The sequence below is a fragment of the Ruegeria sp. HKCCA4812 genome (assembly GCF_013034245.1).
Classification (GTDB): Bacteria; Pseudomonadota; Alphaproteobacteria; order Rhodobacterales; family Rhodobacteraceae; genus Ruegeria.
This window is the reverse complement of sequence record NZ_WQFQ01000004.1, coordinates 297977-317876: the sequence shown is the minus strand read 5'-3', so window position 1 is coordinate 317876 and position 19900 is coordinate 297977. Positions and strand designations below refer to the sequence as shown.

Below are 19900 nucleotides of genomic sequence, written 5' to 3'. Positions count from 1 at the left end.
GTCACCGCTGCGGTGGCGCACCAAAGGCGCGGATCACGGTGCGGGCGGCAGCCATGACCGGATCGTGGGTTTCCTTCAGGATCGTCACCCGGTCGAACCGGTCGGGGTCGCGGTTCACGGCCTCGCGCAGCGCGGTGCCGAAGGCCATGCGTAACTCGGTCCCGATGTTGAATTTGCAGATCGCGGTTTCACGCGCCAGCCGCGCGCGCTGTTCGACCGGCACACCCGATCCGCCATGGATCACCAGTGGAACCTCTGTCATGGAGTCGATCTGGCGTATGCGGTTTTCGTCCAGACCACCTTCCTTGTTCTGCTGAAGGTGGACGTTTCCGACCGAGATTGCCATCGCGTCGACGCCGCTGTCGCGGGCAAACTTCGCGGCTTCCTCGGGATCCGTGCCGTTTGAGCCTTCACCGCCGGAATACCCGACGAAGCCGATCTCGCCCTCGCACGAGATCCCGGCGGAATGGGCCATTTCGGCAATCGCGGCGGTTTCATCGATGTTCTGCTGCAAGGGCTTGCGCGACCCGTCGAACATCAGCGAGGTGAACCCGCTGTCCAGCGCGATCTTGCAATCCTCGAAGGTATAGCCGTGATCCAGATGCGCCACCACGGGCACCGAGGCGTTTTCGGCCAGATACCGGAACATCTTGCCCAGGATCGGCAGCGGGGTGTGCTCGCGGCAGCTGGGTCCGGCTTGCAGGATCACCGGGGCGTTCTCGGCCTCGGCGGCGGCGACATAGGCGCGCATGTCCTCCCAGCCCAGCGTCACCAGGCCGCCGACGGCATAGCCCTGTTCATAGGCCGGTTGCAGGACGTCTTTGAGCGTAGCGAGGGTCATTTGAATTTGGCGATCATGTCTTTGATGCCCGGGATCGTTTCGATCTGATAGGCATGGGTGGGTTGGAAATACTGCATTAGCGACCGCTGGGTCAGCCCGCCGAGGATGGTGAAGTAATACATCTCGTATCCCGGCAGCACGCAGCAGGGGTGATACCCTTTGTCGATGCAGATCGTGGAGCCATCGACGATGTGATAGGCATCGCCCGGTTCGTTGTCCTCGCGCTGCAGCATCTGTAGACCCGAGCCCCAGTTGGGTTTGAAGCGGAAATTGTAGGTTTCGTCATGCCGGGTCTCGTCCGGTAGGCGGTTGGTGTCGTGCTTGTGGCTGGGAAAGCCCGACCAGCCGCCTTGACCCACGGTGAACAACTCGCTGACCAGCAGGCGGCCGACCTTGTCATGCTGCTTCTGGCCCAGGATATGCTTGATCTTGCGATGGGTCTTGGTGTCGTCGCTGCCATATTGCACCAGGTCATGCTCGCGCACGTCGAACGGATCCAGCACCTTGTCATACTTTGCGCCTGCCACGAACACCTCGGCCGTCTCTGACACGCAGACCATCTGCGCCCGTGCCCCCGACGGGACATAGGCGCCCTCGGGCTCGCCATCCCAAACATCCTCGCCCCGGTTGCCCAGATGGGCAAAGCGCACGCCCTCGACGTCCACGTCGACGCTGCCGGTGGCGGGCACGATGCAGGTTTCATAACCCGGGACCGTGTATTCGAAGGCCTCGCCCTTTTTCAGTTTGACGATGTTGAAATAGTTCAGCGGAACCGTCGGATCATCGGCGTCTACGATGGGTTTGTTCTGATTGTCATAGGGCGCGATATGCATGGTACTCTCCTATGTGGTCGGGCCGGGATGCGAAGCGAGGAACGCGTCCAGTTCTGGTGTCGTTGGCATGGCGGGTGCGCAACCGGGATGCGACACCACGATCGACGCGCAGGCCGAACCGCGCATGACGGCGTCTTTCAGGTCGTGCCCGGCCGCGATCGAGGCCAGCAGCCCGGCCATGAAACTGTCGCCGGCCCCGTTGGGTTTGACGGCCGTAACCGGGTAAATACCGGTTCGCAGCTCTTGCCCGTCCACAAAGGTGACAGCACCTTTTTCGCCCATCTTGTAGATGACGATCCGACCCGGTTTTTGGGCAAGTTCCTGCGCTTTGGCAAAACCCTTTTCGATGCCGCCGGCCATGAATCCGAACTCTTCGTCGTTGCCGACGATCAGGTTGCTGGCTTCGCCAGCCCGCGACAGAACTTCGGCAGCCACCTCGGCCGAGGGCCAGCTGTATGGGCGGTAATCGATGTCGAAGATGATCGGCAGGCCTGCGCTTCGGGCGTTCTCGAAGGCCCGGAATGTGGCGCTGCGCGACGGTTCGGACGCAAAGACCGTTCCAGCCGAGATGATTGCCGAAAAAGATGAATAATCGACCCTGTTCATATCCTCTTTGGTGACCTGGAAATCAACGGCCCCGTTGCGATAGATCACATTCTGAAAGTCGTCGATCCGGCTTTCGTACACGGCCAGAGACATGCGGTATTCGCCGCCCAGAACGCGGATATAGGATGTGTCCACACCGTAATGCCGCAACCGGTTCAGACAGAACCGCCCAATCGCATCGTCCGAGACGGACGTAATCAGCGACGCCTCGCTGCCCAACTTGACCAGCCCGGCACAAATATTGGCAGAAGAACCACCAAGGTCGGCATGAAACGTGCTGGCATCCTCGCTTTTGACGCCAATTGGGTCAGCGTACAGGTCCATGCCTGCGCGACCCAGAACGGCGAAGCGGTTTCCTTTGATACCATCCATCAAAGCGCTCAAGTTTTGTCCTCCGGCAGAATGGGTCGGCAAAGTTTGGACCTTGCGTTGAATCGATTCACACGATACTGATTTTGCAACCGGTTGCAAATGATATGTTCGGAGCCGTTGCAGATGCCTGAAATCGGAATTGGAATCGTCGGCGGCGGCTATATGGGCAAGGCCCATTCCGTGGCTATGTCAGCGGTCGGTGCGGTGTTCAACACGGCATTGCGACCCCGGCTCGAGGTCATTTGTGCGTCCAGCCCTGAAAGCGCCGAACGTTACAGGACAGCCTATGGGTTTGACAAAGCGACCGATGATTGGCGGGTATTGGTTGAGGATCCCAGGGTTCAGGCAATCGTCATCGCCTCGCCTCAATCGACACATCGTCAGATTGCCGAAGCGGCGTTTGAATTGGGTAAACCGGTCTTGTGTGAAAAACCACTGGGCGCATCCCTTGACGACAGTCTGGCCATGGTTGCTGCTGCCGAAGCGTCTGGCGCGGTCAACATGGTGGGGTTCAACTATGTTCGTACACCTGCGACCCAATACGCCCGCCAGCTTATTGCCAATGGTGAAATCGGGGATGTCACCTGGTTCCGGGGCGAGCACACCGAGGATTTCTATGCCGACCCGCACGCTCCTGCCTCCTGGCGTACGACGGGCATGGCCAATGGCACCATCGGAGATCTGGCACCGCATATGGTCAACGGTGCATTGGCGCTGGTTGGTCCGATCGCACAGGTGATGGCGGATGTTGAAACGGTTCACAAAACCCGACCGGGTGGTGAGGTGACAAATGACGACCATGCCCAGATGATGTGCCGTTTTGAAAATGGCGTTATGGGCAACCTGTATTTCAGTCGCGTCGCGACGGGGCGAAAAATGGGCTATGCTTATGAAATATCGGGAACAAAGGGCGCCATCCGGTTCGACCAGGAGGACCAGAACGCGCTGTGGCTGTATAAGCGGGAAGGGCCCGAAGCGTCCCGTGGGTTCACAAAAATCCTGACCGGCCCGGCGCATCCGGATTACGAGCCCTTCTGCCAGGGTCCGGGCCACGGAACCGGCTATCAGGACCAGATCATTATCGAGGCCAAAGACTTTCTTCAGGCCATCCACACCGGAAAAGCCGCTTGGCCCACCTTTCGCGACGGGCATGAGGTCAACCGAGTGCTTGCCGCCGCCTTGGCATCGTCCGAGCAGCGGCAGTGGAAAGACATCCGCGATTTCTGATCGCTCAAACAAAAAACTTCCAATGAGAGACAATGACCATGGCTAAGTTGAGATGGGGCATGATCGGTGGTGGTGAAGGCAGCCAGATTGGCCCCGCGCACCGCTTGGGGGCACAGGCTGACGGGCTGTTTGAATTTGCCGCTGGTGCGCTGGATCACCGGCCCGAAGCGGGCCGGGAATACGCACAGCGATTGGGCGTTGCCGCCGATCGCGCCTATGGCGACTGGCAAGAAATGCTGGCCGGTGAGAAGGACCGTGAAGACCGGATCGATCTGGTGACAATCGCCACGCCGAATTCGACACATTTCGAGATCGCCAAGGCCTATCTTGAGGCGGGCTTCAATGTCCTGTGTGAAAAGCCGATGACCATGACTGTGGAAGAGGGTGAGGAAATTGTCCGCATCGCCGAAGCATCGGGAAAGATCTGCGCGGTGAACTACTGCTATTCCGCCTATCCCATGGTGCGGCAGGCCCGCGCCATGGTCCGCGCCGGAGAGATTGGCAAGGTGCGCTTGGTCGTCACCAATTTCAGCCACGGCCATCATGGGGATGCCACTAACGCGGACAATCCGCGCGTGCGCTGGCGCTATGACCCTGCGATGGCAGGGGTTTCCGGGCAATTCGCCGATTGCGGCATCCACGCCCTGCATATGGCCAGCTTTATCTGTGATGACGAGGTGAAGACGCTTTCGGCTGATATGGCATCAACGATCGCAAGCCGGGAACTGGAAGACGATGCAATGATCAACTTCCGTATGGAAAGCGGCACGGTCGGGCGTCTTTGGACATCTTCCGTGGCGATCGGGCGCCAGCATGGCTTTGACATACAGGTCTTTGGTGAAACCGGCGGGTTGCGCTGGGCGTCAGAGCAACCCAACCAGTTGATCTACACCCCGGTAGGAGGGCGCACCCAGATCATCGAAAAGGGCGAGGGGGGGCTGCATGATGAAGTGCAACGCCTGTCTCGGGTCGCCATCGCGCACCCCGAAGGCTTCCCGCTGGCCGTTGCCAATATCTATTGCGATCTGGCGGATGCGATCCGCGGTGAAAGCCGGGATGGCCTGCCCAACGCGGCGGATGGCGTGCGATCGATCGCAGCGGTGCACGCGGCCGTTGCGTCGGGCAAGGCAGATGGTGCCTGGCAGGACGCCCGCCCGCCGATGTTCCGCTGATCAGGGGCGGGGCCGCAACGTGCCCCGCTCGACCACCCGGCAGGGGAATATCCGTGCCTCGGGGTAGCGGTCGGGCGTTTTCAGCATCTCTTCGACCAGATCGACCGACGAGGTGATGATCTGCTTGATCGGCTGATGGATGGTCGTCAGGTTGATATATTCCCAGCGCGACATTTCCATGTCGTTCAGGCCGATGATCCCGATATCGGTGCCCGGTTTCAGCCCGTGATCCGCCAGCGCCGACAGCGCCCCGATCGACAGGATGTCGTCGCCGCAGAAATAGGCCTGCGCCGGATCACCGGCCAGCAGGCGCAGCATCTCGGCCCGGCCGGCCTCGAAGGAATAAGCCCCGGCGAAGGAGTGGTTGACGGGAATCTGCGGATGGTTGGCCATTTCTTCGATAAAGCCCCGTTGCCGGTCCAGGGACGAGGTCGCATCCTGCGGCCCGCCCAGATAGCCCACGCTGGCATAACCCCGCGCGACCAGCTCGCGCGCGGCCATGCGCCCGCATTCCACATTGTCGATCCCGACCACATGCACCTCGGGCGAGGTGGCGGACCGGCCGAACGTGTGCACCACCGGCACGCCCGCATCGTGGAACGCCTTGGCAAAGCTGGGCGGCAAGGTCGACGAGGCGACGATCACCGCATCCACCGAATATTGCCGCAGCATGCGTACGGAATTGGCGGGCTCGGTCTCGTCCGTCAGGTTCACGATCAGCGGGCGCAGGCCGCGTTCCTGCAAGGCGCGTGTAAACTGGTCGAAGACTTCCAGAAAGATCGGGTTGTGAAAGTTGTTCGAAATCAACCCGATCAGTTTGGTGCGCCCGGTCGTCAGAGACGAAGCCAGAGCATTGGGGCTGTAGCCCAGCTCACGGGCCGCCTTTTCAACCTTGCTGCGCGTTTTTGCGGAAACCGAGGCACCTTCGGTAAAGGTGCGCGACACGGCAGACCGTGAAACGCCGGCCAAGGCGGCCACGTCTTTCAGGGTTACACTCACGCTGCGGGACTCCGATAACAGCGAGGCAGGAAAGCAGGTAAGTTTGGCATTGCCCGAGCATTATGCATCATCGACCTGAACTTGCAACCGGTTGCAACGCCGCCACGTCGATTCAACCGTGTTTGAGCGTCGAAATTCAGAAGGTAAAAAGGTGGGTGAAGAGACACTCGAACTCCTGACATCTTCAGCATAACCGAAGCGCATTTTCCAATACGCAGATGCGCCCAAGCGCCGTCTTGCACTGCCGCCAAGCGCACAGGTTCCCAGAGATGCCTGGTGTTTTCAGCGATTTGAAGTTGCACAAACTGCGGATCGGTTCAAGGGCATATCCTTTCCTGCCGCTTTCAAGATCACATCCGATCGAGCCGCAACAGGCATGCGTGACGGCGCACGCGTTGCCGAAAGGGTCTTCGGGCAATTGCTTTTTCAACCCTTGGTTTTGATCCATGAACGAGGCGCAAATCATGGCCATCCCTTGGTGGACACACATGAGAGAGGCAGTGGAACGCCAACCCGCCCATTCGCAGCGCAGGTGCTATCCAAGGCGGAATTTGGTTGGCGTCACACCGGTCTGGCTTCGAAAAAACCGAGTGAAGTGGGACTTGTCGGAATAGCCAAGCATGAGGCCGATCTCGGCAACTGTCATTTTGCTTTCTCTGAGGTGCTCCTTGGCGACATCGACCCGCAGACGCCTTACCTCTCGGGGAAGTGTTGTCTGATGTTTCTGAAGTGCTTTCAGGAACCGCTCGGGCTGGATACCCAGCAATCCGGCCACAACCTCCGGCCCCAGCTCTGACTCATCCAGTTTTCCACGCAAGACAGACCGCAAAGCGGCCACTACGGTGACGTCTTCATTGTGTCGAATCGTGGCTGTCGGCGCTTCGGACTCCTCTGCCGCATGGTGTAGAAACAACCATTCCACGGGAAAACTGATCTGCATTCCGGGGTTGGGTCCAAGGCCGACCTCGATGCCTTTGTAACCGCGTGGCAAGCCAAGGATGTATCTGCTTTCCCATCGCACCCGGGACGGATCCCACGCGTTTCCCACCACGCTTTGCAACAGGCGCACATAGATGGCAGCTCCAAACCCGGTAACCTGAACGGGCGGAACGGTTGGTTCCTGTTGCCGCGCGATCCGATAGATCGCTTTGTCTGCTTCCACGACAAGACTGTGCCGGACGGCGTTGGACTCTTGTGGAACAAGCCTTACGAACCGGGCAAAAAACTCGAACAGAGTGTTCGAGGATTGCAGTGACCGGGCGAATGGCGGCCATCCTTGCAGGTCAAATGTCTCTCCTACATTCAGGCCAAGGTATCGATCCCCTGACAACTCTGAGAAGGCATTCAACAGACCATAGACCAGTTCCGAGTGGACATAGACAGATGGGTCGGACAGCAGGTCGGCCTTCAAGCCGACCTGATCCAAGGCCGGTTGCGGATTGATCCTGCGGTCGGTGAGATATTGCAGAAACGGGGCGGCCAGCGCGAGGCGGATAAAGCCTTCGCTATGCGCTTCAGAAGTGGAGCTGAGTGGCACGTCCGTCACCCTTTTTTAAACCAATGGTTTCGTTCAGTGGCCATTTTTGCAGTCACATTCGTACATCCTAATTCAAAAGGGGCAACCGAGCCAATGAATTCCAGACTATAGTTGGCAAAACATGAATATGAAGGGAGTACTTATGTCCGGCTTACGAATGTCTCTTTGCTCGACGGCAATTGTCGCGGCAGTTCTTTCTTTTTCGACGGCCGCGCAGGCTCAGGATCAAGAAGAACCCCAAACGCTGTTTATTAACGTGCATGTCTTCGACGGTGTGAGTGAGCAACGCATTGAGAATGCCAGTGTTCTGGTCGAGGGCAATCTGATCAAGTCCGTCACAACCGATGCCATTGATGCGCCGAGTGCGAAGGTTATCGACGGTGGCGGACGGACTCTGACACCGGGCTTTATCGAGAATCACGCGCATCTGATGCTCATGGGGCCATCGATTGCCGAGATGGAAACCAACTCGACCTGGGAGGATTTCGCCATCCACGGGACACGGATGGCCGAAATGTACCTAATGCAGGGTTTCACGACTGTTCGCGATGCCGGGGGCGCTGGCGGCGGGCTGCGGCGCGCAATAGACGCCGGCCAGATTGTCGGCCCCCGCTTTTACCCTTCCGGGGCATTTCTCGGGACACGTGGTGGTCACGCCGATTTCGCATCCTTCACATCTCCGCCGGGCGGGGTGACCAATTTTGGCACTCTGAATATGGCCCAACAGGTCAACGGTGTTGATGAAATTTACATGTATGGCCGCAACAACTTGCGCATGGGTGCCACGCAGCTGAAGTTCATGCAATCGGGTGGGGTGATTTCGGCATTCGATCCATGGCAGTTGCTCGCCGGTTCGAAGGAAGAGATTGAGGCCGCTGTTCAGGTTGCCAACGAGTACGGCACCTATGTCATGGCACATTCCTACCGTAAAGAAGCGATCATCAATGCCCTGAATGCAGGGGTCAGAACCATTGAACACGGATTTCACTTTGACTGCGAGATTTCTGCTTTGATGAAAGAAAAAGGAGCGTACATCACGACGAACATCACAGCATTTGATCCAGGCCTACTTGATGTTCCGTCCGTGAAAAACAACCCCAACAGTTTGAGGAAGGCCAAATCGGCCTCGGCGACCTTCGAAGCCTACATTCCAAGCATGAAGGAATGCCCGGCGCCGCGAGGGTTCCAAACCGATTGCGTCGGGTCGGTCGAAGCGTGCAACATCCAGATCGCCTACGAGAAACATCTGAATAACCATTTCTTCGGCCCCTATGCGTCGATGGTAACCCTAACTTCGGTAGGTGGCGAGATCGCGGCACTTAGCGGTGATTTCATGAACCCCTACCCGGAAGGCAAACTGGGTGTGATCGAAGAAGGCGCCTATGCTGATATCCTGCTGATCGACGGAAACCCACTTGAAGACTTTTCCGTCGTTGGAACCGGGGATCAATGGTTTGGCGCCGACCCGAGGCCGGAAAGCCCGGAAACGATCCGACTGATTATGAAGGACGGTGTGATATACAAGAACACACTGGACTGACCCAAATAACGGTTGGAGAGATTTGATGTTCTCTTGGTTTCGCGCCGCAGTTTTCGCTGGCTTTGTCCTGAGCGGTCATTCCGCAATGGCAACGCCCCATGCGACGCTTGACTGGTCTGACCTTCCGGACCCGTCGGTGCAGGTGTTCGATGACCCTTATCGTGATCTGAGCCCTGAACAGTTTGACGATGTCCTCTTCGTCGTGCGCTTGCGCGGCAGGTTGCAGCAGGATGTCGGCAGCGTTGAGGAAAGACAGAAATGGCAAGAGCTTCTGACCGAGACTGAAGACGCCTTGGCCGAGGGTGGCGTTGATGTCGACTGGCTGCTCGATCAGCGAGAGGATGTGAAAGAGCGGCGAAGAAAGGCAGCAACAAGGGGAAATCCGCAACTCGATGGCCAGAGTGTTACGCTGACAGGCTTTGCCATTCCCGCGCCGAACGATCCGGATGGGCGAGCGGTGGCATATTTGGTTCCAGAACGCGGGATGTGCAGCCACATGCCCCCGCCTCCGCCCAATCAGATGATCCGGGTGCGGTTGAACGGCGACTGGGCCCCCAGTTACTTCCATGAACCCGTTCGGCTCACAGGTAGGCTGACGATTGAACCCTCGGTTCAGAACATGATGGTCGTGGATGGGCTTGTCCCAATGAATGCGACCTTCAAATTGGAGACGGACAGCGTTGAAACGCTGGAAACAAAGGCCGACGGTCTGGAATGGAGACAGCGTGCAGCCGATCGCGTCCGCGCTGCTGGCAATCGCAAAACTGGCGGCGCAAAGGCGTCGGAATGATAGGGCGCCTTGTTGCCGCATTGAGTATTGCCTGCGCGGGCACGGCGTCTGCCCAGGGGTTGTCCGGGCCTTCTTCGGTCGAGGCCGAGCTGAAACCTGGCGATGGCCTGACCGATCCGCAATACCGTTCCGAATTTCCGCGCAACATTGCGCCGGGTTGGTTTCGGTGGAAAGACCGGCTGGCCGAGGGCGGGTTTCGTTTCAACGTGGATTACCTGGCGTTGGGCCAATCCACGACCGCCGATTTGGGAAGTGGTGAAGCCGCAGGTGGAATCGCTCGTGTCTACGGCAGTTGGCAGGCAACCGAGCGGGGTTCTCTGACATTCAAAATCGAAGATCGGCACGGATACACCGATGTTGCCCCGCAAGTCCTTGGGCTGGACGGAGGCGCATTGTCGATCACCGGGACGGCCTTCAACGACAATGGTTTGTTGCTGACCAACCTGTTCTGGACCCAAAGGGCCGAGAACGGCGCTTGGACGCTGCAAGTCGGCCAGATCGATGTGACGGACTTTGTGGATATCTATGGGTTGGTCAGCCCCTACAGCGGGTTCCAAAACCTGTCGTTCAACACCAACCCGACAATCAACACGCCCAACCAGGGAATTGGTATTGCCGGTGGGATAAAGCTGAACGAAAACTTCTACGCCGTTGCCAGCGTTGCAGACGCAAACGCCGATCCGTCTGATCCAAGTTTTGACGTTTTCAGCGACGGCAATCTGTTCAAATCGTTTGAGGTTGGTTACACGTCCGGCTTTGATCGCATCTATTTCGACAATGTCCATTTGACCCTTTGGCATGCAGATGCGGCCGCCGATGGCAGCCGTGCAGAAGATTATGGTGCCGTGTTTTCCGCGGCTTGGTTTGTCGACAACAAATGGATGCCGTTCGTTCGGGCAGGGGCGTCGAAAGGCACGGCGGCGCTGTATGATCGTTCGGTTTCTGCCGGGCTGGGCTATTACGGTCGAAACACCGATCTGGCCGGTTTGGGTTTGAACTGGGCCGAAGCAAGAAACATCGACGGCGATCAGTTCACGCTGGAAGCATTCTATCGCTTTTCAATCTCACCCGGTCTGCAATTCACGCCGTCACTACAGTTCATCTCCAATCCGCTGCTGAACCCCAATCAGGATAGAATCACGTTGTTCAGCCTGCGAACCCGGATCGTTTTTTGATGCGGCTCGAAAGCAGCAATTCACCCGAAGCCAATTTGGGAGGCTCAGTCATGAAAACCTTGTTGGCCGCAAGCGCCATTGCAATCGTATCCGGTGCCGCGCTGCACGCGAGCGAGGAAAGCAAGACATGGGATGCGTCGGATGAGGCGAAGCAATTTGTGAAGGACACAATCGTGCTTGGCATGTTGGCCAGCCCCTACGGCACCGGCTGGACTGAAGACGAACAGCTGCACACTTACTTCGCGCGCGCTCGGGACAACGGAATAACAGGTCATGAGATGACGCTGGCCGCAGCGGATATGTCTTTTGAGACCTTTCTTGATCAGCACTACCACTTCCGGTCGGCGATGGCGCAACAGCCAGAGAATTACCTGATCGTGAATGAAACCCGCGATATCGAAGCCGCCCATATACAAGGCAAGACGGCGGTCATCTGGAACAGCCAGACGGCGACGATTCTGGATGGCGACCTGAGGAAGATGGCGTTGCTCAAGGATGTGGGGATCAAGAGTATGATCCTGGCCTACAACGATATCTTCCGCACCGGGTCGGGGCAGTTGGCGGCCTATAACGGGCGCGATATCGGTCTGACCCCTTGGGGCAAGTCAGTGATCGATGAAATGGTGCGTTTCGGCATCCTTCTGGACCTGAGCCACACGGGTTCCAAAACGGCCAACGACGCCATGGACTACATGGACGAAAACTTTCCCGGCGTGCCTTATGTCTACACGCATTCGGTTCCTGCCGGGCTTTACGCAAACGAACCCGGTGCGACGCCACGCGGGTGTTATCGGGCCATTCCCGACGACGAGGCCCTGCGTGCGGCCAAATCGGGCGGCTATGTTTCTCCGACATTCACTGAATGGATGATGGACGGCGTTTGGCCTGAAGATATCTCACCCAAGCAAGCCGCCGACATGATCGACTACTATGTTCAACTTGTTGGGGTCGACCACGTTGGGATCGCAACGGATGACATGTTCTCGACTGAATTGGTTGTGCAGTTCGCGACTGCAAACGCAAGCATGTATGATGATGGCGGCTACATGATCGACGCGTTCAACAAAGGGGCGACCGGCAGCGGTGAGCTGGCCAAAATCCTTGCGGCAATCACCGATGATCTCTGGGCAAGGGGGTATTCCGATGAAGACCTCGAAAAGATCTATGGCGGCAACAAGATGCGGGTTTACGCGCAAGTCTGGGAGGGCAAGCCCCCCGAACAATTTCTGAAAGAATACCCCGAGCGTCTGCGTCTCAGACAGGAACTGCGAGAAGGGTTTTATTCGCGATAGACGTTCAGGACCCGCATCAAAGATGTTTGGCCCCGGCCTGGGAAATGATCAGCAATTTTGGGGGAATGATGGTGGGTGATGAGAGATTCGAACTCCCTTCGGATTGTTAATAACGATGCTTTACGGGTGCATTCTAAGGTCAGGACCCATTGATTTCGTTGTCGCCGCCTTGGCTGCGTGCTTCAATCCCCTGAGTTTCAGGGGTGTATCATGAGCAACCTATTCTGGCTGACTGACGAACAGATGGCGCGTTTACGGCCCTACTTTCCGAAAAGCCATGGCAAGCCGCGAGTGGATGACCGGCGTTTGCTGAGCGGGATTATTATTATCAATCGCAATGGGTTGCGGTGGTCTGATGCATTTCGCGAATATGAGCCGCCAAAGACGCTGTACAACCGTTGGAAGCGGTGGAGCGATATGGGTGTGTTCGCTCGGATCATGATGGGGCTCGCTGCGGAGGGAACCGATCACAAGACCCTCATGATCCCCTCCCGGGACATTGCTGCGCATTGCCCTGACGGGCAGTGGACGCAACCTACCTCAAAGCACACCGCATGGCCTCCAGCCTGCGGCTGAAAAGGGGGGCTTGGAAGACTGATCGGTCGCACCAAGGACGGTATGAACACCAAACTGCATGCCATCACTGACAGCGTCGGTCGCCTTCTTCGGTTCTTTATCTCCGCTGGCCAAATCTCCGCTGGCCAAGTGAGCGATTACACGGGCGCCAGGGTTCTAGTGAACAGTCTGCCATCGGCTGACTGGCTGTTGGGAGATCGCGGATACGATGCCGACGGGTTCAGAGAAGCCCAGATAGACAAGGGATTAAAGCCTTGCATGCCAGGCCGCAAATCACGCGGCAAGCCTGCTCGGTAGGACAAGCGCCGCTACAAACGACGAAATAGGATTGAAATCATGTTCGGACGCCTGAAGGACTGGTGCCGTGTCGCCACTCGGTATGACAGACGCCCGAAGATCTCCCTCTCAGCAAGCGCTCTCGCGGCAACCGTTCTGTCTTAGCTGTAAATCGATGAGCCGGGAGCCTAAGAAATTGCGCCTGGGCTTGCGTTCGGCCCAACTTGCGCACCGCCTTCAAACGATTTGCCAGCTTTGACCGAAGCCAGACCAAAGGCTGTTTTGGGCAGGCTGTGTTCTTTACGCCAGACTTGGGTCAGGCGTCAATCGCGTACAAGATGGCCGCCATCCACATCCAGAACGGAGCCGGTTAAAAACCTGTTCGTCATCGCCATGATCACGGCTTGCGCGATGTCCTCGGCCTCTCCAACGCGTCCCACAGGCAGGCTGCCACCAACCTGCGCAAACATGCCTTCACGTGCTTCTTCCGACATTGCGGCATAGGCTTCGGTTGCGATCATGCCGGGGCTGATGCAATTCACCCGCGCCCGTCCGGACAGCTCCAGCGCCAACCCCTTCGCCAACGCCTCGACCGCGGCATTTACGGCGCCGAGGCCCGTGGCCCCGGCGGATGGGCGGCGGCTGAGCACACCGGAAAAGAATGTGATGGAGCCGCCTTTGACTAAGACAGGCAACACTTCGCGCGCAGCCAAATAGGGACCGATAAACTTAGCCTCGAACATGGCGCGCAGATCGTCTGTGGGCAGATCGGCGAACGCACCATGCGTAGCACTTGAGGCTGAGATCACCAGGTGATTCACCGGGCCCAATACTCCAGCCCATGATTTCACGCCGGTCTCATCGGTTGTATCGACCGGTGCGATCTGCACCCCGCCGCCGATCTCGTCTGCCGCCGCATGCAACTTGGCAGCACTGCGGCTTGCAATTGTGATCTTTGCCCCGAGGGCGGTGGCCATCTTTGCTGTTGCCTTCCCCATACCGCTGCTACCGCCGACAATCACAATGTGCTTGCCTTTCAGGGCGGTTTCGAAAACCGTGCTCATTTCTATGGCTCCTTTTTTGTTGGATTGATCAGTCGATACTCAGCACCAGCTTGCTGGTGGTTTCACCGGCTTCCAGTCGGCGGTGCGCCTCGGCGGCTTGGGCGATGGGCAGGGCGGTGACCTGCGGGCGCAGAATTCCCGTCTCAAGCACATCAAACACTGTGGCCATATCCGCGCTAAACTGATCGGGGCGATTGACGAAATAGGTGTATATATCGCTGACACGGACCGAGACGGATTTCTGGAAGTGCTTCGCCAAGTCCTTGGCAAAACTGCCTGCGGGCGGACCGGCAAGAAACCCGAACAGAACGGCGGTACCCAGAGGCGCCAGCACATCGAGATCTGATTTCAGAGACTCTCCGGAAATCGGGTTCAGTGTCAGGTCCACGCCGCACCCGCCGGTGATTTCCATCACCCGCTCGGTGACGTTCTCAGTGCGATAATCAATGACGTGATCGGCACCTTGATCTTTGGCATACCCAACCTTGTCGGTGCTGGTCGAGGCGATCACCGTCATGCCCAGATGCTTCGCGATCTGTAGGGCCATAGTCCCTACGCCCCCGGCTGCCGCGTGAACCAGCACGGATTTGCCTGCCATTGCGCCACCCAAATTGACCAGCATGTGATAGGCGGTCATCCCGTTGACAGGGATAGCGGCCGCGGTTTCGAAGTCCACGGTTTCGGCCAGCCGGGTGACATAGGGCGCTGCGATCACCGAATGGGTCCCGTACCCACCGGCACCAATCGGCCCCATCCACGCCACTCGGTCTCCGACAGAGAAGCCTTCGACCCTCTCACCCAGCACCTCGACCAATCCGGCCCCTTCAACTCCGGGTGTATGAGGCAGATCGGGCATCATTCCCTCGGGCATCTCACCGCGACGGATGATCGTGTCGATAAAGTTGACCGCCCCGGCCTTGTTGCGGATCAGGATTTCTCCGGCATCGGGGGTCGGGGTCGCCTTGTCAGTTTCGCGCAAAACGTCCGGTTTGCCGGTCTGGGTGATTTCAACGGCGAAAGGCATGAGCTGTCTCCTTCTGTTGCGCAGAAGGTAGAGGTCACGTCATCGGAAGATAATAGTTGATATCGGAAGATATAATCCCAAAATTAGAATAATAATCTACAACGACCTTGCCCTGTTTACTGTCGTCGCCAACCATCTCAGCTTTTCCAGGGCTGCGGACCGCCTGGGTATACCCCTCAGCCGGGTCAGCCGAAGGATTGCAGAGTTGGAAGGCCATCTGGGCACCAAACTGTTCGAGCGGACAACCCGCCAGGTTCGCCTGACGGAAGAGGGCCGCCGCCTTCTGGATCGATGCCAGGACCCGATTGAGTCGTTGCAGGGTGTCGCGGGTTTTACCGACGATACCAGACGCCAGAGCATCCGCATCACGGCGCCTCCGTTGGCCGCGCGCACGACCATTGGCCCTCGGCTGTTGGATTTTGCGGAGCAGAATCCGGATGTGGCACTTGAGGTGACCACGACCAACATCATGTTGGATTTCTTTCGCGACAATATCGACCTGGCCTTTCGGGTCGGCCCGTTGACAGATTCCAGCCTTGTCGCGAAACGGCTCTGGTCGGTTCCCTATTGCTTTTGTGCGGGACAGGGCTTCATTCGGGAGCGTGCGTTGGACGGGCCGATATCCAGACCGGACTTTCTTGCCTTGCCCGCCCTGACAGCTGGTCAGCCCTGGGTGCTTGAGAGCGGGGAAACTCTGCAACTGAAGCACACCGCGCACAGTTTAACGGACCTTGATGTCATTGCTCAGGCGGCCCGCCGCAACCTGGGTGTCGCGATGCTGCCTTTGGATATGGTGGACGGAGACCTGCAACGGCTTGAGGTCACGGACACTATCCCTTTGACGCGGGATATGTTCGCAGTCTACCCCAGTCGTCGCCTTTTGCCCGCGCGGGTGAGGAAGCTGATTGATTTTATGGCGCCAGGATAAACCTACCAATCAATCGCAACGCCGTCGCGAAAGAACCCTCCGGTCGGGCCGCCTTTCGGCAAGGTCGCGGCCCAGACAACGCCCTTGGCACCCTCAGAAATCGGACGTCCTCCGCCGCCCATATCTGTTGCGACCCAACCGGGGCACACGGCGTTAACGAGAATGTCCTGAGGTTTCAACGCGGCAGCGGTCTTGAGGGTGAGCGCGTTCAAAGCCGCTTTGGAAACGCCGTAACCGGGTGTGCCGGCGGACATGCTGTTCAGCGACCCCGCGCCAGATGAGACGTTGACGATCCGGGCATCCGTGCCGCGTTGCAACAGTGGCACCGCCGCAATCGTGGTATCCCAAGGGCCGAAAAGGTTCGTATCAAAAGCGCGGCGAACCCGATCCAGATCGGCGAGGTGGACCTGTTGGTCGGTGTCATAGTCCACACCCGCACTGTTCACCAGAACATCGAGACGACCGTAGATAGGTTCAACCATCAAAAAGAAGGCGGCAGCGACAGAGTCCGGACTTGAGACATCCAATTCCAAGGCTTCCGCCCCATATCCGATCTCATCCGCAGCAGCCTTCCCTTTCGCCAGATCGCGCGCACCGATCAGAACCCACATGCCGTGGTCTTGCGCCAATTGGCGGGAAACTTCTTTACCAATGCCGCGATTGGCGCCGGTCACGAGTGCGATGCGCTGGCTGGTCATGGTCGCTCCTTCAGTTCGCCTCGGCCGCGCGCTGGCCGGCAAGAGCCACAAGCCCACGATCTCCGGTTTCCCAAAGTGCTGTCATTGTCATCGATGTGACAACCCAACGGTCGTCTGATTTCTCCAAGATATAGTCATAGCGACCACCCAGCACCCACAAGCCTTTATCAAGGCGATGGGTTGCTGTGAAATCAGCCTGTGCCGTGGCGGATGTATCGGACAGAGAGATGATCGTGTGATTGGTCACCATATGATGCGTCGCGTCGAAACTGGGCAGAAAGGTGGACCATCCCGCCACAAGCTCATCTGCGGGTTGTGTAACCGGGTCTCCGCCCCAGAGGCTGGTGTAATCCGTCGTGACGGTATCGGCAAACGCGTCGCGCACGCGGGCCCAGTCGTGGCGGTCTGCACCTGCCGCGATATCGGTGATTGCGGTCGAGATGCCTGCCTGTGGTTCGGCGAAAGCTGCGGTTCCGATCATGGAGACGGCAGTAAGAGTCGATGTGAGTTTTCTACGCATGGGGATGCTCCGAATAGATGAGGGTGGACGCCGAACGACTGCTCGGTGTCCAGACAGGGCTTAGTTGCTCGAACCGGCGCGGAAGTGGTCAGCGACGGTATCGGCCGCCCGGGTGACATCCTCGGGGTTGTCGTAGAAATCGAACTGCGTGACATCCTCCAGCCATTGCGCGGTCGCATCGCCTGCGAAACCGGCAAGAAAGGTCTGTACGCCTTGTGGGATCGCCGCGCTTTCCGAGTGCACAATGGCCAGTGGCTTATCCAATCGCTGCGGATTGTCGGCGGGGTGATAGGTCAGCCAGCCTTCCCAGCCCGCATTGTTCCACTTGTCGTCATACTCCGGGATCGCGCCACGGTCGGCCTCATAGTAGTACCCGCCGATTGGCATCAGAACGCCCTCGGCACCTTCGGGGCCTGCTGCAGGAATGATCTGACCCCCTGCGGCCTCGGCGGCGTGGGATACCTCGATCAGCCCGGCGACACCGTCTGCGCCGCCATAGACCGCCTCGACGATCTCTTCATTCTGCAACCATGGTGCAACCAAGCCCAGCCGCTGAACCAGCGGGTTGCCGGAGACCGCATCGACCATGTAGCCAGCCGAGGCGCAGATCCCCAGACCGTTGATGTGATCGGCGTCCACTTCGGGAAGGGTCGCGACGAATGCGATGGCAGCTTTGATGTCCGATGTCTTGGCCTCGGGGCTTTCAACAAAGCGCACGTTGTTCGGCAGATCGCCCGATTTGCCCCAACCGCGGAAATCAAAGGTGAAGGCAGCAAAGCCGCGCTCGGCCATCTCGCGGGCATAGTTGGCGGGCATCTGTTCCTGAACCGAGGTCCAGGCCCCGGTCACGACGACCGTCGGCAGCGGTTCAGATCCGCGCTCTTCCGGCAGGTACAGCGTGCCGGACAGGGTGGCGCCTTCGTTCTCGAATGTGACGGTGCGGGTTTCAACCTGCGCGACGGCGGCCGTCGACGCCATAAGTGCTGCGGCGGTGTTCAAAGCGAGGGTGTTCATAGCGATATCTCCCAAAGTCTTTCTGGATGGGCACAAGCCCGATGACACCTGAGATACGCTGTCGACGGCAGGCATACTTGTACCGGACTGCCGCGTTTTTGAAAGATTCTGCTTCAGACAGCATTTGCCGCACGAAATGCGCGGGGGGTCTGCCCTACTACCTGTTTGAAACTGCGCGTGAAATGCGCCTGATCTGAGAACCCACAGGCCATGGCGATATCCCCCAGAGGGCGCGCCGGGTCTTCCATCATCTTCATCGCCTGCTCGACCCGGTAGGCCATGACATATTGCATGGGAGTCGAGCCCAGCGTCTCCTTGAAAACCCGCGCGAAATGCGAGGGGCTCATGCCCGCCTCGGACGCCATCTGATCGACGGTGATCGTCTGATCCAAACGGTCCTGAACGTAGGCCAGCACCCGTTGATAGTGCTGAGAGGTAAAGCGCGCGGACAGCTCGACCTCTTCAGCGCGGCGTTTGCCGTATTTCTGCAGCAGCTTGACCAGAAATACCCGGCTCATGGCTTCGAACATTACCGCAGATGACATATCGTCCGTTGCAAGTGCATCGCGCAAAATGACGCCTGCAGCACATAGGTCAGGGTCGTAAAACTGCGGCTGATCGTGAAACTGCTCCGGCGCCAACAGCATACCGAGTTCCGACTGCGCAAAGCGCTGGACTTTGCCCGGATGCAAGGTGATCACGATCACGTCGGACTGTCCGTACCACCGCCAACCTGACCGCATGCCTGCCGGGGTCACGATGACTTCGTCCTTGCGAAAGGTGAAATCACGCAGTGTCCCATCTCGCCAGTTTTGAACACGATGCCCATTTTCCTGAAGGTTCAGAAGGACATGATGTTCTGCAAAAACTTCCTCGGGCATCCGATCAGGTTCGGCCCGAAAATACCGCACTGACATCAAACCAGCCGCCGAAGGGCGCTGCATCGCATCGCTGTTCAAAAGCGGTTCTGACGGATAGATATCAGCGTATCTCAAAGGCAATGAACGGCTCCGGCTGGCAACATAGATAGATTTGCAGGTATCCGCATCGCGGACAACATTCGATAAGTTGGGCCAACTGGTACAGGATCAAACACCTTGCTGGCGTTATATGTGGTCGTTGAACAGCCTACGCGACATCATTGATCAGCACTGACGGGGGACATACATGAAAAAAACGGGTGTGAGACTCTGGTGGTCGTCAGGAACGGGTTTATGTCTGAAAGCATAACACCGGCGTCTCAGAAGAGCGCTAGCTTTGTTCCGCCAGGCAGCCTTTCGTACTCGTTCCACCGAACGGCCACAACTCAACCATAGATCGCTTGACCCAACATCGGTTTTATCGACGTTGGCGGTTTGTTATGACGCGGAAAATTAGCCGATGGTTGCGAGGCCAGCCGTTCAGAACATAGTCCGG

At 58.2% G+C, this 19900-nt stretch carries 18 protein-coding genes and 1 pseudogene; 8 read left to right on the top strand and 11 right to left on the bottom strand.

Translation table 11 applies throughout. The features are described 5' to 3' along the window. Window position 1 precedes the first annotated feature (1 nt). From GOW04_RS14060 to iolC, 3 genes are read right to left on the bottom strand one after another with little or no spacing between them, the layout of a single operon-like run. Window positions 2-841 carry a class II fructose-bisphosphate aldolase gene (locus tag GOW04_RS14060; RefSeq protein ID WP_171232958.1) on the bottom strand — a complete coding sequence of 280 codons (840 nt, stop codon included), beginning with the start codon at window positions 839-841 and terminating at the stop codon, window positions 2-4. Further along, a complete protein-coding gene (locus tag GOW04_RS14055; protein WP_171232957.1) occupies window positions 838-1674 on the bottom strand; it encodes a 5-deoxy-glucuronate isomerase in 837 nt (278 codons plus the stop codon). The genes GOW04_RS14060 and GOW04_RS14055 overlap by 4 nt, the downstream gene beginning before the upstream one ends. Window positions 1675-1683: 9 nt before the next feature. Continuing rightward, complete coding sequence (gene iolC / locus GOW04_RS14050; protein WP_171232956.1) at window positions 1684-2652, bottom strand: 5-dehydro-2-deoxygluconokinase; 969 nt, start codon at window positions 2650-2652, stop codon at window positions 1684-1686. Window positions 2653-2775: 123 nt separating this feature from the next. Between iolC and GOW04_RS14045 the strand changes: the two genes are divergently transcribed. Next, complete coding sequence (locus GOW04_RS14045) at window positions 2776-3879, top strand: Gfo/Idh/MocA family protein (protein WP_171232955.1); 1104 nt, start codon at window positions 2776-2778, stop codon at window positions 3877-3879. A gap of 38 nt (window positions 3880-3917) precedes the next feature. Then, complete coding sequence (locus GOW04_RS14040) at window positions 3918-5051, top strand: Gfo/Idh/MocA family protein (protein ID WP_171232954.1); 1134 nt, start codon at window positions 3918-3920, stop codon at window positions 5049-5051. Here GOW04_RS14040 and GOW04_RS14035 read toward each other — a convergent pair whose 3' ends face one another. After that, the gene (locus GOW04_RS14035) at window positions 5052-6050 is read right to left on the bottom strand and encodes a LacI family DNA-binding transcriptional regulator (RefSeq protein WP_171232953.1); all 999 of its coding nucleotides are present in this window, start codon (window positions 6048-6050) and stop codon (window positions 5052-5054) included. It lies immediately after the preceding gene. Between the two features lie 535 nt (window positions 6051-6585). Further along, complete coding sequence (locus tag GOW04_RS14030) at window positions 6586-7587, bottom strand: AraC family transcriptional regulator (protein WP_171232952.1); 1002 nt, start codon at window positions 7585-7587, stop codon at window positions 6586-6588. Between the two features lie 127 nt (window positions 7588-7714). On the opposite strand from GOW04_RS14030, the gene GOW04_RS14025 reads away from it, so the two are divergent. The 5 genes and pseudogenes from GOW04_RS14025 (at window position 7715) to GOW04_RS14005 (ending at window position 13401) form a co-directional block, all read left to right on the top strand. Beyond that, the gene (locus tag GOW04_RS14025; RefSeq protein ID WP_254430153.1) at window positions 7715-9127 is read left to right on the top strand and encodes an amidohydrolase family protein; all 1413 of its coding nucleotides are present in this window, start codon (window positions 7715-7717) and stop codon (window positions 9125-9127) included. Between the two features lie 25 nt (window positions 9128-9152). Next, window positions 9153-9917: a DUF3299 domain-containing protein gene (locus tag GOW04_RS14020; RefSeq protein WP_171232951.1), complete on the top strand. Its 765-nt coding sequence runs from the start codon at window positions 9153-9155 to the stop codon at window positions 9915-9917. Next, window positions 9914-11092: a carbohydrate porin gene (locus GOW04_RS14015; RefSeq protein WP_171232950.1), complete on the top strand. Its 1179-nt coding sequence runs from the start codon at window positions 9914-9916 to the stop codon at window positions 11090-11092. The genes GOW04_RS14020 and GOW04_RS14015 overlap by 4 nt, the downstream gene beginning before the upstream one ends. 50 nt (window positions 11093-11142) lie before the next feature. Continuing rightward, window positions 11143-12384: a membrane dipeptidase gene (locus GOW04_RS14010; protein ID WP_171232949.1), complete on the top strand. Its 1242-nt coding sequence runs from the start codon at window positions 11143-11145 to the stop codon at window positions 12382-12384. A 210-nt stretch (window positions 12385-12594) separates the two neighbouring features. Continuing rightward, window positions 12595-13401: pseudogene (locus GOW04_RS14005) on the top strand (IS5 family transposase). A gap of 158 nt (window positions 13402-13559) precedes the next feature. Here the strand turns inward: GOW04_RS14005 and GOW04_RS14000 are convergent. Both GOW04_RS14000 and GOW04_RS13995 read right to left on the bottom strand, forming a co-directional pair. Then, the gene (locus GOW04_RS14000) at window positions 13560-14300 is read right to left on the bottom strand and encodes an SDR family oxidoreductase (RefSeq protein WP_171232948.1); all 741 of its coding nucleotides are present in this window, start codon (window positions 14298-14300) and stop codon (window positions 13560-13562) included. A 28-nt stretch (window positions 14301-14328) separates the two neighbouring features. Beyond that, window positions 14329-15324: a zinc-binding dehydrogenase gene (locus GOW04_RS13995; protein ID WP_171232947.1), complete on the bottom strand. Its 996-nt coding sequence runs from the start codon at window positions 15322-15324 to the stop codon at window positions 14329-14331. Between the two features lie 49 nt (window positions 15325-15373). Here GOW04_RS13995 and GOW04_RS13990 point away from each other — a divergent pair, with 49 nt between their 5' ends. Then, the gene (locus GOW04_RS13990) at window positions 15374-16252 is read left to right on the top strand and encodes a LysR family transcriptional regulator (protein ID WP_371814406.1); all 879 of its coding nucleotides are present in this window, start codon (window positions 15374-15376) and stop codon (window positions 16250-16252) included. Between the two features lie 2 nt (window positions 16253-16254). Here GOW04_RS13990 and GOW04_RS13985 read toward each other — a convergent pair whose 3' ends face one another. From GOW04_RS13985 to GOW04_RS13970, 4 genes are all read right to left on the bottom strand, one after another. Beyond that, complete coding sequence (locus GOW04_RS13985; RefSeq protein ID WP_171232945.1) at window positions 16255-16950, bottom strand: SDR family NAD(P)-dependent oxidoreductase; 696 nt, start codon at window positions 16948-16950, stop codon at window positions 16255-16257. A 10-nt stretch (window positions 16951-16960) separates the two neighbouring features. Beyond that, the gene (locus tag GOW04_RS13980) at window positions 16961-17470 is read right to left on the bottom strand and encodes a nuclear transport factor 2 family protein (protein ID WP_171232943.1); all 510 of its coding nucleotides are present in this window, start codon (window positions 17468-17470) and stop codon (window positions 16961-16963) included. 60 nt (window positions 17471-17530) lie between these two features. Further along, a complete protein-coding gene (locus tag GOW04_RS13975; protein WP_171232941.1) occupies window positions 17531-18484 on the bottom strand; it encodes an alpha/beta hydrolase in 954 nt (317 codons plus the stop codon). 113 nt (window positions 18485-18597) lie between these two features. After that, entirely contained in the window at window positions 18598-19485 is an 888-nt protein-coding gene (locus GOW04_RS13970) for an AraC family transcriptional regulator (RefSeq protein WP_171232940.1), read from the bottom strand. Window positions 19486-19900 lie beyond the last annotated feature (415 nt).